The 16249-nt window shown below is 39.0% G+C and carries 19 protein-coding genes; 2 read left to right on the forward strand and 17 right to left on the reverse strand.

Translation table 11 applies throughout. The annotated features are described in order from the left end of the window. Positions 1–26 precede the first annotated feature (26 nt). The 7 genes from GSF08_RS00075 to GSF08_RS00105 form a co-directional block, all read right to left on the reverse strand. Entirely contained in the window at positions 27–1049 is a 1023-nt protein-coding gene (locus tag GSF08_RS00075) for an SIS domain-containing protein (protein WP_160623838.1), read from the reverse strand. Positions 1050–1066: 17 nt separating this feature from the next. Then, complete coding sequence (locus GSF08_RS00080; protein WP_160623839.1) at positions 1067–1900, reverse strand: PTS system mannose/fructose/sorbose family transporter subunit IID; 834 nt, start codon at positions 1898–1900, stop codon at positions 1067–1069. Continuing rightward, positions 1897–2652: a PTS mannose/fructose/sorbose/N-acetylgalactosamine transporter subunit IIC gene (locus tag GSF08_RS00085; protein ID WP_249805769.1), complete on the reverse strand. Its 756-nt coding sequence runs from the start codon at positions 2650–2652 to the stop codon at positions 1897–1899. The genes GSF08_RS00080 and GSF08_RS00085 overlap by 4 nt, the downstream gene beginning before the upstream one ends. 15 nt (positions 2653–2667) lie before the next feature. Then, complete coding sequence (locus GSF08_RS00090; RefSeq protein ID WP_160623840.1) at positions 2668–3138, reverse strand: PTS sugar transporter subunit IIB; 471 nt, start codon at positions 3136–3138, stop codon at positions 2668–2670. Between the two features lie 160 nt (positions 3139–3298). Continuing rightward, a complete protein-coding gene (locus GSF08_RS00095) occupies positions 3299–4018 on the reverse strand; it encodes a GntR family transcriptional regulator (RefSeq protein ID WP_160623841.1) in 720 nt (239 codons plus the stop codon). After that, on the reverse strand, positions 4015–4527 hold the full coding sequence (locus GSF08_RS00100; protein ID WP_160623842.1) for a GntR family transcriptional regulator: 513 nt from the start codon (positions 4525–4527) through the stop codon (positions 4015–4017). Before GSF08_RS00100 ends, GSF08_RS00095 begins: the two co-directional genes overlap by 4 nt. A 97-nt stretch (positions 4528–4624) precedes the next feature. Further along, the gene (locus GSF08_RS00105) at positions 4625–5728 is read right to left on the reverse strand and encodes an endonuclease/exonuclease/phosphatase family protein (RefSeq protein ID WP_160623843.1); all 1104 of its coding nucleotides are present in this window, start codon (positions 5726–5728) and stop codon (positions 4625–4627) included. 152 nt (positions 5729–5880) lie between these two features. Between GSF08_RS00105 and GSF08_RS00110 the strand changes: the two genes are divergently transcribed. Further along, positions 5881–6753 (forward strand): aminoglycoside 6-adenylyltransferase, encoded by an 873-nt coding sequence (locus GSF08_RS00110; protein ID WP_160623844.1) that lies wholly within the window; start codon positions 5881–5883, stop codon positions 6751–6753. An 84-nt stretch (positions 6754–6837) separates the two neighbouring features. On the opposite strand, the gene GSF08_RS00115 is transcribed toward GSF08_RS00110, so the two are convergent. From GSF08_RS00115 to GSF08_RS00125, 3 genes are all read right to left on the reverse strand, one after another. Continuing rightward, positions 6838–7887, reverse strand: a complete 1050-nt coding sequence (locus GSF08_RS00115) for a helix-turn-helix domain-containing protein (protein WP_160623845.1) — start codon at positions 7885–7887, stop codon at positions 6838–6840. Between the two features lie 464 nt (positions 7888–8351). Further along, the gene (locus tag GSF08_RS00120; protein ID WP_160623846.1) at positions 8352–9371 is read right to left on the reverse strand and encodes an amidase domain-containing protein; all 1020 of its coding nucleotides are present in this window, start codon (positions 9369–9371) and stop codon (positions 8352–8354) included. A gap of 23 nt (positions 9372–9394) precedes the next feature. Next, a complete protein-coding gene (locus GSF08_RS00125; protein WP_160623847.1) occupies positions 9395–9871 on the reverse strand; it encodes a hypothetical protein in 477 nt (158 codons plus the stop codon). Between the two features lie 243 nt (positions 9872–10114). Here GSF08_RS00125 and GSF08_RS00130 point away from each other — a divergent pair, with 243 nt between their 5' ends. Next, positions 10115–10789: a LytR/AlgR family response regulator transcription factor gene (locus GSF08_RS00130; RefSeq protein WP_160623848.1), complete on the forward strand. Its 675-nt coding sequence runs from the start codon at positions 10115–10117 to the stop codon at positions 10787–10789. Positions 10790–10984: 195 nt separating this feature from the next. On the opposite strand, the gene GSF08_RS00135 is transcribed toward GSF08_RS00130, so the two are convergent. From GSF08_RS00135 to GSF08_RS00165, 7 genes are all read right to left on the reverse strand, one after another. Beyond that, positions 10985–11416: a PTS sugar transporter subunit IIA gene (locus GSF08_RS00135; protein ID WP_160623849.1), complete on the reverse strand. Its 432-nt coding sequence runs from the start codon at positions 11414–11416 to the stop codon at positions 10985–10987. A 4-nt stretch (positions 11417–11420) separates the two neighbouring features. Further along, the gene (locus GSF08_RS00140; RefSeq protein ID WP_160623850.1) at positions 11421–12506 is read right to left on the reverse strand and encodes an SIS domain-containing protein; all 1086 of its coding nucleotides are present in this window, start codon (positions 12504–12506) and stop codon (positions 11421–11423) included. A 23-nt stretch (positions 12507–12529) separates the two neighbouring features. Next, a complete protein-coding gene (locus GSF08_RS00145) occupies positions 12530–13012 on the reverse strand; it encodes a PTS sugar transporter subunit IIB (RefSeq protein ID WP_160623851.1) in 483 nt (160 codons plus the stop codon). Positions 13013–13027: 15 nt separating this feature from the next. Continuing rightward, positions 13028–13861 (reverse strand): PTS system mannose/fructose/sorbose family transporter subunit IID, encoded by an 834-nt coding sequence (locus GSF08_RS00150; RefSeq protein WP_160623852.1) that lies wholly within the window; start codon positions 13859–13861, stop codon positions 13028–13030. A gap of 4 nt (positions 13862–13865) precedes the next feature. After that, entirely contained in the window at positions 13866–14627 is a 762-nt protein-coding gene (locus GSF08_RS00155) for a PTS mannose/fructose/sorbose/N-acetylgalactosamine transporter subunit IIC (protein ID WP_160623853.1), read from the reverse strand. 183 nt (positions 14628–14810) lie between these two features. After that, positions 14811–15536: a GntR family transcriptional regulator gene (locus tag GSF08_RS00160; protein ID WP_160623854.1), complete on the reverse strand. Its 726-nt coding sequence runs from the start codon at positions 15534–15536 to the stop codon at positions 14811–14813. Next, positions 15533–16048 (reverse strand): UTRA domain-containing protein, encoded by a 516-nt coding sequence (locus tag GSF08_RS00165; protein WP_160623855.1) that lies wholly within the window; start codon positions 16046–16048, stop codon positions 15533–15535. The genes GSF08_RS00160 and GSF08_RS00165 overlap by 4 nt, the downstream gene beginning before the upstream one ends. Positions 16049–16249: the final 201 nt, after the last annotated feature.

Consider the following 16249-nt stretch of genomic DNA (forward strand, 5'->3'; position numbering starts at 1 on the left):
AAGCATATAGCTTTTCACAGAGTATTTTAATAATCCACGATTCCATAATAGCGGCGTGTCGCTGCACTCTTCCCGGTACGTTCGATCATGTAGTTCGTAATGAGTTCTTCAATGCAGACATTGAGGATAACCGGTGAAAAATAACCACGGTACGCGTCATCCACTCCCGGAAGCTCAAACTGTGCAGTATCAATTACAACAAGCTTTTTAGAAGCATATTTTCTTAAGAACCGTTCGACCCGCTCATCCAATACTCTTGTAGGACCTTCACTTTTCAGCAAAATGATATTTGTGTCATCATCCGCTATTTCCAAGCAGCCGTGAAAGAACTCTGCCGCATTCATTATTTGTGTTTTTTGACGGAATAATTCTTCCGCAATATCCGCCGCATACTTCAAAGCTTCTCCCTGATTAAGTCCCGAGTAAATCCAAAGCTGAAATGGTTCCTCATGATAGCGTTCAACAAAACCTTGAGCAGTTTCATCATATGCGTCCAAAACATGACAAAGGGCTTCCGGTAACTGTTCCAGCGATGCACAAAAGGACTCATAATCGGGGAAATCACCATGATTATAAAGCAAACGAAATACAAAATAATATAGGGTAAGATAACGAATAGGCGAACTTTCTACATCAAGCATTACTTTATATGCAACTTGATTAGCAACCGGAGTATCATCAATCATAACGAATCCGATGCATGGAATATGATGTTCTTTGCAATACGCTGAAAGCTGTACGGTTTCAATCATCGTTCCGGTCTTTGCCATAATCACAACCAAAGAATCCTGATTCAACTGTTTATAGTTTGATACCATAAGTTCTGCTGCTTCTTCCCAATACGCCGGAATATCCGATAATCGTTTTATGATTTCAGCAAACGCCATAATGGTAGTAATCGAACCGCCTGATCCGGCAAAGAATATATTTTTATAACCATGCTGAGATATGCGATCCGCTGCCTGCTCTGCTTCCGCTCGGGCGGCAATGGTCGTTTTACCATGTTCACGATAGATGTGCTTAAATTCAGATACTAAATCCTTATACACAATAATCACCTCTCATTCTATGCTAAAATGCCTAAGACACCGCAGATAAATCCAATGATGATACCAGCCATAATATAACCGACTTTAACTTTCTTTTTTAGGCAGTAATACACTACCAACGTGGCAATTAGGGGTAACAGCTGCGGCATGATTTGATCCAAATACTCTTGAATTACAATTTTATTGCCACTGATCGTAAACTGAAGCGGACTGGAAACTGCAATTTGTGTCGCTATCATACAGCCAACCGCTGTGATTCCCACAATTCCTGCACAATAGGTAAACAAACTCATTTGACCGCTCTGCTCAATTTTTGTCAAAAAGTCATTGCCGTTCCGATAGCCAATAAATAACCCAAAATAGCGAACCAGAAAATGAGGAACATTAAACATGATCAAAAATACAAACGGGGCGATGATATTTCCCTTTAAAGCGAAGCTTACACCAATAGCAGCGGCCAAAATCCGAAAAATACCCCAGAAGAACGTATCACCGATACCCGAAAGCGGACCCATCAGCGCCAACTTAATCGCATTGATTGAGTTAACATCAAAACTAGGATCTTTTTCATATTTTTCTTCCATTGCGATTGAAATTCCCATAACAAAGGTCGATGGGGCAACGGTCATATTGAAGGCCTCCATATGTCTGCGAAGAGCCTCGGCTAAACGCTGCTTATCATCCCCATAAATCTTTTTAAGCACTGGCATCATACTATAATCAAAACCCAGTGCTTCCATACGTTCAAAATTATAGGAACCGAGCAGGGTGAAAGAACGCCAGAATACCTTACGAAAATCTCTTTTGGTAATATTGTACTCTTTATTTACAAAATTTTTGTCTTTACTCATAGGAGATCCTCCTCTTCTTTTTTAACACTGTCTGCCTTCAGCATATACATTACCCATGCAATCGCAACCGCAATTAAAGTAATTGCCATCATATCCAAACCTGTGTAAGCAGCCGCAACAAATCCGACGATGAAAAAAGGAATCAAGCGCGTCTCCATCAAGATCTGCATAAGCATCGCAAAGCCTAGCGCCGGCAGCAGGGACGAAACCGCTGTCAGCCCTTGAGTCACCCACTCCGGAAGCTGTTTTACAATCGCTTCCACAGCCCCGCTTCCCAAATAAATCGTAAAAAACGTAGGGAAGAAATATAATACGAATGTTATGAGTCCACAAGAATAGTGAATCCAGGTCATGCCCCGGATATTCACGGCTTCTGCATACTGATCTGCCTTATGCATCATTCCAGAAAAGAACGTCATTTTTACGGTATTCATAAATTGCATCAGAATGGACACCGGTAATCCAAAGGTAATTGCTACCTCTGCACCTTTTCCTGTCATTAAAGCAAACGCCGTACCAATCGTACCTCCGGTTCCAATATCCAATTGCGCGGATAAGCCGATACCGGTTGCGCCCATCCAAATCAACTGCAGCTGACCGCCTATGATAACCCCCTGCTTTACATCTCCCAGAACCAAACCGACTAAGAAGCCGGTGACCAACGGCTCTCGAAATTTCGATTCACCGAGCCAGTCACCTTCCAAAGCGGTAAGGGCAGCGATACATCCAATCAACATAGCTTGTAGTATCATAATTTATCTCCTCTTCTAAATAAATTCATCCAACGAATGTGAAGGGTCTGTTATCATTTTCTGAACTTCTACTTTGATTCCCATTTTTTCAATGACAGCTAAATCACGCAGGTCTTGATCCGATACATAAATCGTACCAAGAATAGGCCGCTTTCCCTCTGCGATCCGATTTCCTCCCATATTGACAAATGGAATACAATCACAGTTCTGTACAATTTTCAAAGCATCCTGCACATGCTCTACCAAAACCATGGTATTGTAATCGAATCCATTTAGCTTGGGAATTACCGCGATTGCTTCATCTAGCGGTTTAACCCATAGCTTTACTGCTGCCGGTTTCGCAAATTGAACGGCCATTTTCATTGTTTCATTACCCGCAACTGCATCACTTGCTATTAGAATTCCCTTAACATTTAAGCTGGTGGACCAACCAAACGTTACTTGTGCATGCATAAGCCGATCATCTATACGCAAAACTTTAATCATTCTGTAACCTCCTTTCTCTCTTATACAGCCCCTTCGAGGTATAACTGGTATAATTTATATACCACTCTACACCATCATTATACAACGTGTATAAGAAAAAGCAATCTTATTTTTTAGCTTACAATTATTACCATTAAAAAAGATCCGACTTTTATCGGATCTAACGAATACTCACATATTTATAAGATGTATATTCCGGGCGATTATAGGATAACGTATATTCCACTAATTCCTGCTGTTCACTATGTCCTTGATAAGCAAATACAAATGCCCGCTCCCCTTCCCTCATATTCAGGTATCGAGCTTTATCTGCATCAAGCGGTTCCACCCATAAGCGCGAACTAATATGAACCGGCATTTTTTTCTTCGTATCCATATAGTCATAAAGTGAACCATCTTTAAAATCATAGCGATCTGCATCAGGAAATAACAAATAAGGGAAATAAGCCTTTTGTAAAGCATATGGTTCATTATTTGCAAACAGAAGACGTACCAGTTCATAAAAGGTATCATACTGCGGAAACAGCTCCTGCAGTCTGGGAATCGCCGCAATTTTTTGAAAAGAGATGATCTCCTTGCGGGGATCCATCCCCCCCATACGGATATCTACACTTAAACGGGTAGAACTATTCATTCCCAATTCAATACGATTGCTGTTTGCTTTTGTTACATAGGTTCCTTTTCCATGAACGCTGACAAGATAGCCCTCCTCAATCAGCAGACCAACGGTTCTGCGAATCGTCATGCGGTTAATACCATATAATTTAGCCATTTCCCGCTCGGATGGTATTTTCATTCCTGTGCAATATTCTCCGCGATGAATTTTTTCAATGATACTGTCCTTCAGTTGTAAATATAAAGGCTGAGCATAATTATTCATACGGAAACCCCGCTTTCGAAAACATAAAAATCCGGAACAGCCGCAATTTCAAAATACTCTATGCAGCGCTGCGATTTATCAAATGTCTTTCCTTTTAAGACAAGCACTTCATCATCTGTCAGTTCCAGCAACCTTTTTTCATTTTCGCTAGCTTTCACAAGCAGAATTTCCTCTTCACTCTTTCTAATTTCAATTTGATATTCATCATTCAGAAATTGGTAAAAGGAACGATCATTCAATTGGACCTGTTCCATTCCCGGTACCAGCTCTTCAGGAATATAACTCGTTTCAATCGTTTTAGGCTGACCCTCTACAATTCTTAAACGTTGAAAAAAGATTAACGGCGAGGCCAGAGAAACCTGCAATTTCTGAGAAAGATATCGATTTGCTTCTAATATCTCATTTTTTAAAATACGGATTTCACAAGTCAAGCCAGCATCTTCCAGTGCTTTTGTCGTAGACGAAAACTTAGCTAGCTGACGTGTAATTTGGATTCGTTTATTCTTCATAAGACCTCGCCTTCCATGCAAAGTGGTATAAGTGGTCTAAACCATTTCCTCTATTGTATCGAATTCACGAAAGTTCTTCAAGTCCAAACGATAACGATCATTTTAATTGGAAAGTAACCGTTACCGGATTGTGATCTGAATACATAAAATCCGTGTCAATGTTGGTAGCAGCTGCTTCAATATTGTCAGATACGATAAATCCATCCAGAACTGCCGTGTAATTTACATTCTTTTGATATGGCATATCCGTGCTTCGGCAGGTGGCAACTTCTTTTTTATTATCTGCCTGAACAATATGGAAATGTTCTGCGATATCTTTATCATGAATCTGGAATACCCATGCCGGTACTTTCTGTTCAGTTTGAAATGTATGAAGGGAATCTGCAATATCATGGTTGAAATCGCCCCCGACAATTACATAATTTCCCTTTTTATATTCATCACTCATTGCCTTATTTAATACTTTCAACTGTTTTTGACGAATTTTACCGCCTTTATCATAAGCTGACATATGCGAATTGATCAACACCAGATCCTTGCCGTTATCCAACGGTATCCGGCTAACCATAAAACAGCGATCCAAATCTGTGAATTTTGTAATGAAGCTGTTATCTACCGGATATTGGCGGCGTACCGTATCCTTGACTTGATATTTACTCAAGGTAAGCAGTCCCGCCTTTACTGCCCCATGCGGTTCATGAAATGGATACAGTAAATACGCAGAATGAAAATTCAAAGTGAAAATATCCGCATAATGCTTCATCGCCTTTTCGATCTTTGCCCGCTGATCAACATGAAAACTGCGGGTTGCGTCAACATCTACTTCCTGAAAAAAGTAGAAATCAGAGCTTTCCCGTTGAATTGTATCAATTACCCCGCTGGTATTGTCTAATACAATTTTTTCACTTTGCGCACGTCCATTTTTACCCTGGACTTTCGTACCGTCCTTCATTTCCCCGCTGTCCATAAAGAATGAAAAATCATGGTCATAAGCACCGAAACCGATATTATACGTGGTTAACGTAAACGTTTGTGAAGCTTTTGCCATTGAAATTTGCTGATTCTCTGTTTTCACATTGGTATTGTCGGCAATGCGATAATATTGGAAACTCATGTAGCCAACATATCCGGCTACAAACAAAATTGGTATCAGAAGCAGAATACCGATCGTTAAAAGAATGCGTTTTGTACGTTTTTTCATAAGAACCCTCCAAAAAAAAGAAGAACAAAAAAAGCTTAGCTGCTGGTCGTTTTCTTGTTCTCTTCGCTGATGATGAACTTTCCTTTATTGTACTCCACTTGTGAATGATTGTAAATCCATGTTTATCCGTTATAATAAGGATAGGTGATACAATGCGAACAGAAGCAGAAATGATGCAGCTTTTACTGGAAACGGCAAAGCAGGATACAAATATTGTAGGTGTTTACCAAAACGGTTCCCGTGCAAATCCCAAGGTGCAGAAAGACATATTTCAGGATTATGATATTGTCTATGTTGTGCAGAAAACCGCGCCCTACATTTTCGATAAAACATGGATTGACCGATTTGGCGAACGGTTATTGATGCAGGATGTAGGAGCAGAGGGAACAAACGCACAGCAGCATGAATATTACGGCTGGCTGATGCTGTTTACAGATGGTAACCGCATTGATTTGCATATTGAAACAATCTCCCATATGCAGGCACACATCAGTGATGAGTCGCTCTGTGAGATATTGCTGGACAAGCAGGATGTTTTCCCAGAGCTGCCCATTTCGAGCGACCGTTCCTTCTGGATCAAAAAACCATCCCAAACGGAATTCTCACAGACCTGCAATGAATTTTGGTGGTGTCTTAACAATGTAGCAAAAGGTATTTGGCGCGGTGATGACAGTTACGCATTTGATCAGCTGAATTACTATGTGCGTCCGATGCTGTTGCGACTATTGGAATGGAAAGCCGGAAGCATGCAAGATTTTCAGTGCAGCGGCGGAAAAAGCGGAAAATATCTGAAAATCTATTTAAGTGAACACCTTTGGAAACGATATTTGAAGACGTATGTAGGATATGACAGTGACCTTACTTCTGCTTTGCTGGATATGATGACACTATTTGAGGAACAGGCAATACTGGTCAGTCAGGCACTTCATTACTCCTATCATATAAAAGAGGGTAAAAATGCCCAGCTTTATGTCCGTCAGGTTCTCTCTTTATCCCCTGATGCCACATCAATTTTCTCATCCTGATCCTGTTTACTGGATGATATAAGTGCTTATCTTCCTTTTGTTACATGATGAAATAGGATATGCATGCGCATATCCTTTTTATATTCAGCAATATTGATTTACAATCTCAAAGAAGGCATCCTGCTCCCGCAAAAATGCAGTTTCTTCATCGTGAAGCAATGCTTCTATAATATTTTTTTGCATAGCTTCCTGAAATCCCGTATCCAGATCTTTCGTTTTCAGGTGCTGGTACAGCGGATTTCCCTTCATGTTCCATGGTCGGCGTATGGAAGTAAGCAGGTGCGGTAGGATTTCCAAGGTGTGTTTCACATCTTGACATTTCACATAATATTCAAAATGCGCAATATAGGACGTGTATTCCCACTGATGAAATATTTCAGCAGCAGTCTTGGAGGTTTCTGCGATATACAGCGCGTCAGGCTTACGGTTTTCTTTAAATGCAAGATTCATGAGTGTCGAAAGTAAGCTCTGCATTTCCTGAACCGTAACCAGCAGCTTTTCTTCAAGCATAGAAGCTGCTTTTGCATATTGTCCTTGTGCTGCATACAAATTTGCTTGAAGCTGTTTTTTATCGATTGATAGCCGATCTGGAATTTCATTCAGCATAGACTTAGCTTTTTCATACTCATGGCGATTCATATAACGCGAGATCAGCATTTGCTGCGCTTGGGCAACAACCTGCGGCTGGTCACTGGCAAGCGCCCGTTCATACAGCTTTTCAATATTTTTTTCCGCTTCTGCTCTCACCGTTTCATGAACTGAGCTCATGACTAGCATACCATCCAGCACTGCCGCTGTACTTACAAGCAACAAATAACAATTAGGAAATTCCCGGATTTTTTGCATTGCCTTTTGATAAACATCATCAAATTCAGAAGTATCAGTCATTGCGGATAAATCATTTAAAAATACTCCTATTTCATTTTCGCTTAAATCCTCCTGATAAGAAAGCAAGGTATTTAAATCAGTTTCCAGAAGTCTTGCCAAGGCGGGCAGTAGAGTTATATCCGGATAACTGATTCCCTTTTCCCACTTATTAACTGCGGGAGTGCTGACACCCAATGCATTGGCTATATCCTCCTGCGTCAATTTTAAATACCGTCGTTTTGCCTTCATGATTTCCTGAAATTTCATACATTTCTCCTTTATCTGTATCCATTATAGCAACAACCCTGATCATCAGCCATTGAAGGATCATTAACTTTTTGTTAGAAAAGTTAACCGAAATGAAAAGAGTTGTACAGCAGACAAATCCAAGATTTTATTAAAGATGGGAAATAGATTCTCACATCATTCAATTATAAGGACAGGAAAACTACTTAAATAATCCCGATAGTTCAACATTTTTCATATTATATGCAATAATGTTTGGCTTGAAAAGGTGCAATGAATATCTCAGCTTCAGCTTTATGAATAGATAGAAAGCTTTTATTATTATCTCAAAAATCAAATTCAAGAATGCCAATAAGAAAAGACTGTCAACTTTTTTGTCAACAGTCTAAGGTAGTAATTTAATAAACAATCATTCTCTTGATTCTCTGTTAAAAAATCGCATATTTATAATTGAGGACTTCCGTTAGATAATCAAAATCCCTAATTTATCGTACATGATATAGAATTCTTTTATTATTATCTACTGGCCAATTTGTTTCATTACTCCATTTGTGATAATTAGTTGTATGTTGTGCTATTTTGACAGTTCCACCTGCTTTGCTAGTGATAAATGCACAATGGTCTGCAACTCCATCTCCGCCAAAATCTGATGCAATAAAGCTTCCCGGTTTAGCGGTTGCCATTAGCAGTGACCATTTGTTGGTAGATCCTCTTCCCATATATCTTGTAAATGTATCTGCATTTATCCAAGAAATCGATCTTTTAGATCCGCTACGATACCACCAACCTGAATTCTCATTTCCTGTATATACTTCATTTACTCCAGCGGCTTTTAATATTTGGGAAACAAAATTTGTACAGTCACTGCTCCAAGTATAATAATTAGGATTTGGCTTAACTGCATATTTTGTTGCGTAATTTATGCCTGCCTGTAAGTTTGGCAAAGGCATACTACGTAAACTTACTTTTAAATCATCAATACTCATTGAGTCATAATAGTTTGGTAAATTTTCTTCTAAATAATTTAGAGTTGATTGAGATCCAGTTTTATTATACTCAGATATAGAAGCTTGCAATTCTTTATTAACATCAAAATTTTCAAAAATATCAAAAAAGGCTAGCATTTCACCTATGTCTTCATAAGATAAAATCCCATTCTCAGTGATTTCTTTAACAGTTTGGTAGTATGTTTGATAATTTGATGAAATCAAATCATCAAGGTCAAATTTCTCCTTAATAAGGCTTAATTGTGACTTATATTTATCAATGAAATTTGATAAAGCTCTTTCTTGATTCTCAAATGTTATCAATAAGTCAATCTGTGAATTACGTAACTTTGCCTCATTTGTTGTTACTTTATCAAAGCTACCATTTTTGTTTAATCTATCTGCATAATACTCGCCTTTATTAATTTGATTTTCATTTGATTCAGCATAAACATTGCTAAAAGGTGTTATGAAGCAAAAAATAGAAAAAGTAAGTAATAAAACTTTAAATTTTTTCATAATTGACTTTGGTATAAACCCATTTAGTTATACCACTCCTTTGCTTTTATGTTTAGAATAGAAAACAATGTGAAAACGAATAATAAAAAAGACAGAAAATAATTCTTAAAAGCTAAGACACCAACAAAATAAGACGTTAATATAATAAACATTTCAGACCCATTAAATTTTGCAAATATGGATAATATTAAGGTTATGATAATAAAAGTAATTGAAAGAAGAAAAAATAATATTTGTAATTTATGCTTACTCGAAGATAAGAAAAATAGAAATCCATATACTAATATCTGCAAAAAAGTAATAACAATAACTGAATTGGATACTTCAAAAAAAGCATAGTAAAGTTCCGTACTATCATGACAAAATTCAGCCAGTGAAACGAAGTAACCTTCGGGCAGTGCACCGGCTCCATTATCTGTTATTAACACAAATAATAATCCTGATAAAAAAAGAAAGATAATCATACAAGCAAAGATCAGAATGCGTTTTCTATTGTCCATAGCTTTCCTCCATGCTGTCTATACACATTAAAACCTTTTGAAATCTTTAAAAAACCATAATACCACCTCCGTTATCATCATCTACATTAAATCATATATGAATGATAATTTTGAAATTACGTTACTAAATTTGCACTTTTTGTCGTTTAATTGAATTTACTGCAAACTTCGACAGTAATTGAATAAAAATGCGTTGACCGCATAAATTTTACTTGTTATATTCAGTATAGGGGGACATCATTTATGAAAGTTGCATATCTTGGAAATGATAAAGATGTTATTACTCACATAAATTATTTACGTTCGAAAAAATTTTTAAATGTTGTTTTTTTAATTTATCCATATATAGACACAGAAAATGATTTTTTTAACAACCATATTTTTATATTTGATGTTGATGATCTAGGTGAGGAAAGTTTAAATTTAGCAAGAAACATTTCAAAATTTGATCGGGACAAGCTCGTAATACTGATAGACACAAATTCATGCTTCGTATTAGAAGGTTACCGTCACAATGTATATCGATATTATAAAAAACGTATCTTTATAGAAAACATCAAGGAAATCATGGAAGAATTAAAGGGGGAGGCTTGCAGAAGATTTCATGAGCATTATCTTATTTTGGAATATAAAGGTACTTTACATAAATTAAAATTCAAAGATATTTTATACTGTATTTCTTATGATAATTATACATTCATTGAAACGTTAAATGGTATGTATAAATTCAGAATAGTTTTTAAAAGTATTAAAAACAAATTTATTAAGTCAGTTTTCGTAGAGGTAAATAGAGGTGTTATTGTTAATTCTGATTTTGTAAATAAAGTGGATAAAAAACAGAAAATTATATATTTAGAAAATGGTAAATATATACATGCAAGCAGAGCTGGTATTTATAAAATGACCAGTCTATTATGAATTTACTTAAAAGAAATAAGCGTTACATGCGTACGACGTTTTAATATTGCTGAATCTATAAATATCGAAGTCGTTGAACTGTCACCCGTAATTAATTTTTTAACTGCCCTATATAGGGCTATTCGCTTTTTTAATAAAGAAAAGACATCTGTTTTAAAACGATGTCTTTTCTCATGGAGATTCTTATATGATTCATTATGCAAATGGGTCATCTTCCTCCTCATCCGGAAGATCATCCGCGTGAAAGCGTCCGATTTGCTGACGGCCGGTTTCAAGTACCGACTGCAGCATGACTTCGTAATCCATATCCTGCTGGCGGTTCATCAGCAGCTCCATCAGCATACCGACGTTCACCCCGTAAATCACATCGACATGTTCCATAGAAAGTGCAAGCATCATCGCTTGATTGAAGGGAGTTCCATGGAACAGATCACAGCATATCAGCACCTTTTCGCAGGCAGACAGTTTTTCACAAGCAGCTTTCAATTCACTGCCGAGTTTGTCAGGATCGGTTGACTGCGGGAAATTCACTTTTTGATAATTGGACTGTGCCCCGATAATCAATTCGATAGAGCTGCTGATACCATCCGCAAAGTATCCGTGCCCGGTTACAATAATTCCGATCATAGCTTTATTCCGGTAAATGTGCCAACTGATCTGTAAATGGATTTATTCCGGTATCAATTCCGATATCAAGCGCACCTTTTGCAGATACGAACTGAAATGGCACGGTATACATCAATGGAGCTAAATATTTATTCGTTTTTACGCTGAAGTTTACATCACGATCATCAACATCCGTATCCTTGCAGGTAATCAAATGTACGCGATCCGTATATTTTTTGAAAACCTTACGGAATTCCAGCATGCGATTCCATTCCGCATCATCCGAACCGATCATAAACAGTGTCTGCTGTTTCGTGATCGCCATCGTCGGGCCATGAGCATATTCTTCGATCTCATAACCGATGGTCGGCAGCCGCAGCATCTCGCCGATCTTCAGCATACCTTCTAAAACCGAACCATAATCCACACCGTATCCTAACACATAGATGCGATCAGAATTCACAATGGTTGTCTTATTTCGTTCATACCACGCTTCACTCTCATCGACAACGGTTTCAAATTGATCCGTCAAATGCTTGACTGCTGCCATCTCTTCCTCATATTTTTGATCATCATAAATGTGCAGCGCCTTCGCTGCGCCGAGTACCCAAAGGTACAGCGTCAGCAGCGTAACCGTATAACCGCGGGTTTCCGGAGGCGTCAGCTCCTTACCGCAAAGCAGGTGCACAACCTGATCGACATGCTTGGTAATTTCAGAGTTAAGATCTTCCGTCAGTGCCAACGTCAAATAACCGTTTGCTTTTGCAAATTTCATTACATCAACCGTGGAAATGGACGTTCCGGATTGTGATATTCCTACAAATAATATCTGCTCTTTTTTCAGCGTACCAGTCCAATCTGCCTTTTCATAATTTTGAAATACAGTCGGATATTGTCCGGATGCATCAATTCCCAATATCTGCTTGAAATAGTATGATGCGATGATTGATGCGTTATAGGAAGTTCCCGATCCAAAGAAAATCACTTTCTTAATATCATGACGTTTAAAAACTTCCACAAACGGATCAACAAATTCACTTTGATGAGCAAAGGCAGCCTGCAATGCACGCGGCTGATCCTTCATATATCCTAAAACCGTTGGTTTATCCATAATGGTACCATCCTTCCTTCATTCTAAATTGATTTGATCATTTCACTGAAATCTTCTTTCGTATCGCTCGGCGTCATCTGTGAATACAGCTTGATACCGTGCTGTGCCAGCTTTTCAAAATTCGCCTTATCTTCTGGTGAGATAAATAACGTCCGTTTTAAGGACTTCGTATTTTCTTTACTGGACATATTCCCAACTGTGATGGACGGAAACGTAAATCCGGCTTCTACCATCTCCAACAAAGGCTTTGGTCCGCTGCAAAGAATCATGACCTTACTTCCCTTATCCAAATGCCGCTTGAATTTTTCAGCAGCTGAGGAAGCGCTCAAAATGGCCAATGCGACTTTGGGCGGACAGCCGAATTTCAACGCCGTTTTACGCATGCTGTCATGTACGATCTCATTATCGACAATGACGATCCGATCCACCTGATAGTGCGGAATCCAATATCCGCAAACCTGTCCGTGAATCAATCGATCATCAATTCTCACATCTACGATAGCCATAATGATTCCTCCCGTTTAACCTAAAATACCGAATACACCGCCAAGGAATCCCACTACAATGATCCCCAAGATAATGTATACCACTTTTATTTTCTTGCGCAGGCATCCAAAAATAATCAAGGTTGCCGTTAATGAAAGCAGCTGTGGCATGACCTGATCCAAATATTCCTGAATGACAATTTTACTGCCTGAAATGGTAAAGGTCAGTGGTGATGTCAAGCCTACCCATGATGCAATCATACAGCCAACTGCCGCGACACCGACAATGCCGGCACAGTATGTGAACAGCTCCATCTTCCCCGATTCTTCCATTTGCGTAAGCATTGTACTGCCGTTGCGATAACCAAATTTCAAACCGTACCATCTGGTTAAGAAATTCGGAATATTAAATAGAATCAACAATGCGAACGGCGCTATAATATTTCCTTCCTTGGCAAACGATACACCGATAGCACAGGCGATGATTCTAAAAATACCCCAGAAGAAAGTATCGCCGATACCGGACAGCGGTCCCATCAGCGCAACCTTGATCGCATTGATAGAAGTAACATCGAAATTCGGATCACGCTTTGCATTTTCTTCCATTGCCACCGTAATGCCCATGACAAATGGCGACGGCGCAACCGTCATGTTAAATGCTTCCATATGACGATGCATCGCTGTTTTATACGCTTCGTCATCATCTTTATATATTTTGCGCAGTGCCGGGCGGATTGCATATAAGAAGCCTAAGCCTTCCATTCGCTCATAATTGAAGGAACCCAATAAGGTAAAGGAACGCCAGAAAATCTGCCGGAAGTCCTTTTTCGTCAAATTATTTTCTGCACTTACAATATTATTTTTACTCATATCCTTATTCCTCCCACTCATCGACTTTCGCCTGCATACTCGATGACTTCAGTAAATATACGATCCAGGCGATACCAATTGCGATTGCAGTTACCGCAACCATTGTCAAATCGGTGTAAGCTGTGATAATGAATCCCAAGATGAAAAACGGAATCAAATCTTTTTCCAACAGCAAATTCAGCAGCAGCGCAAATCCCATCGCCGGCAAAATCTTCGAAACTGCTGCCATACCGGCATTTGCCCATTCCGGAAAACTGTCAACAATACCCTGAATCGCGCCATTGCCGAAATACATAACGATAAAGGTCAAAGAAAAATACATCATAAAATCACAGAAGCCACATAAATAATGCATGTATTCAACCTGTTTGTCCTTACCTTGATCAATCAGTTTATCCGCATGATGCATAACTCCGGAATATGCGGTCATCAGCAGTGTTCCCAAAAACTGCATAATGACAGCTACCGGCAGTCCAAAGGTTATCGCTATTTCGGCGCCTTTGCCGGTGGTGAGGGCGATCGCCGTACCCATTGTACCTCCGGTACCGATGTTCAGCTGTGCTGTAGGACCGATTCCGGTAGCGCCCATCCACATCATCTGCAGCTCTGCTCCGATGATCAATCCTTTTGTAACATCCCCCAAAATCAACCCCACTAAGAATCCGGTAACGACTGGTTCACGCAGTTTACATTCACCGAGCCAACCACCTTCGAATTGTGTTAAAGCAGCGACAACTCCGACTAGTATTGCTTGTATTAAGCTCATTGTTTATATCCTCCCTATCAATTATTGGTATTTCAATGATATAACCGGATACGATCCTCCTTTCAAGTGGTATACATCTAATGCATTGTATATCATATATACCAGTATATTACATATATACCACTTAATATTCATAATTGCAATAAAAAAGAATGAAATAACATAAATATTTCATTCTTATTCTTATACCTCTGTCAGATATTTTACCGCTGTATATTCCGATTTATGATAAGAGCGGGTAAACTCCGTAATTTTGTGATGAATATCAAATCCGAAATAATTAAAATGAAAAATACACTTTCCCGGATCGATTTCTAATACTTCAGCATACTCGTCAGGAACCTTTTCCACCTGCAGATACGATACTACCTTCTGTGGACAATGCCCGTATATATCCATGTAATCATATAAAGAGTCCTCTTCAAAATTGAACCTTTCGGCATTTTGAAACAAATTACAGGGGAAGTACGCCTCCTGCACCGCATAGGGATGATCGTTCACCAATGAAAGGCGAACCAACTGGTATACATCTTCTGTATCAGGGAAATAATCAGCGATCTCTCCGGCTGCCGCGATTTTGGTAAAGGCCAGCACCCGACGGGAGGATTTCATACCGCCTTTTTTAATGGTAGCCTTTAAGCTGACGTTTTCTTCGGTACCCAAGGTTACTTTTTTTTCAATGATCGGAATTGCTTTCACAAAGGTTCCTTTTCCCTGAATTGCCTGAATACATCCTTCCGCTTCTAATTTACGAAGTGCACGGCGCACCGTCAATCGATTCAATCCATAGGCTTCCGCCATGGCTCGCTCCGACATGATCCGCTCCCCCAGCTGATATTCCTCTTGAATGATTTTTTCTTTGATACTATCGACAAGTTCCAGATAGATGGCATAGTTCTCTCTGCTCATGTGCTGCTCACGCTCCTAAAACGATAGAAAGAGGTTACGGCAGTGATCTCAAAGTACTCCAGCGGTTGGATCGAGGAAGTATATGTATGGCCCTTGGTTGTCAGTACTTCTTCGTTTTCACGCAGCTGAAGCAGCTCTGCCTCTTCCTTCGTAGGCATGACAATTGCCAGCTCCTCTTCATTACGAGTCACCTGCAAATTGAAATGCTCCTTCAAAACTGCATAAAAAGACACATCGCTGAGATCAAGCTGTTCGATCCCCGGCACCCTGCTGTACTCAAGATAGACATGATCGATCGACTTTGGCAGATCATTGACGATCCTCAATTTCTTAAAAGAAAACACCTTTGTCGCAAGCGGGATCTGTAATTGTCTGGCGATCCAGCGATTCGCTTCCACAATCTTATTTTCCAGAATCTGATAGCGGTAATGAAGTTCCTGACTCTTCAGATACTCGGTAATGGACACATATTTATCAAGCTCCTTAATGACGTAGATATCCTCACTGTCCACAAAAGGTCCTCCTTTCCCCCTCATTTTTGTTATTTGTTAGTTCTATTATACACTATTTCCCCCATTTTACGAATTTTTACCGTACGTATAAAAATTACATTATATCATTATATTTGTTTGTTTCAGCATAAGTAACCAAATCAAGTTCTGTACCGATATCCACCTTTATAAAATTGTATCCACGTTAATCATCTGCCGATC

The sequence above is a fragment of the Copranaerobaculum intestinale genome (assembly GCF_009831105.1).
In the GTDB taxonomy this organism is placed as follows: Bacteria; Bacillota_I; Bacilli_A; order Erysipelotrichales; family Erysipelotrichaceae; genus Copranaerobaculum; species Copranaerobaculum intestinale.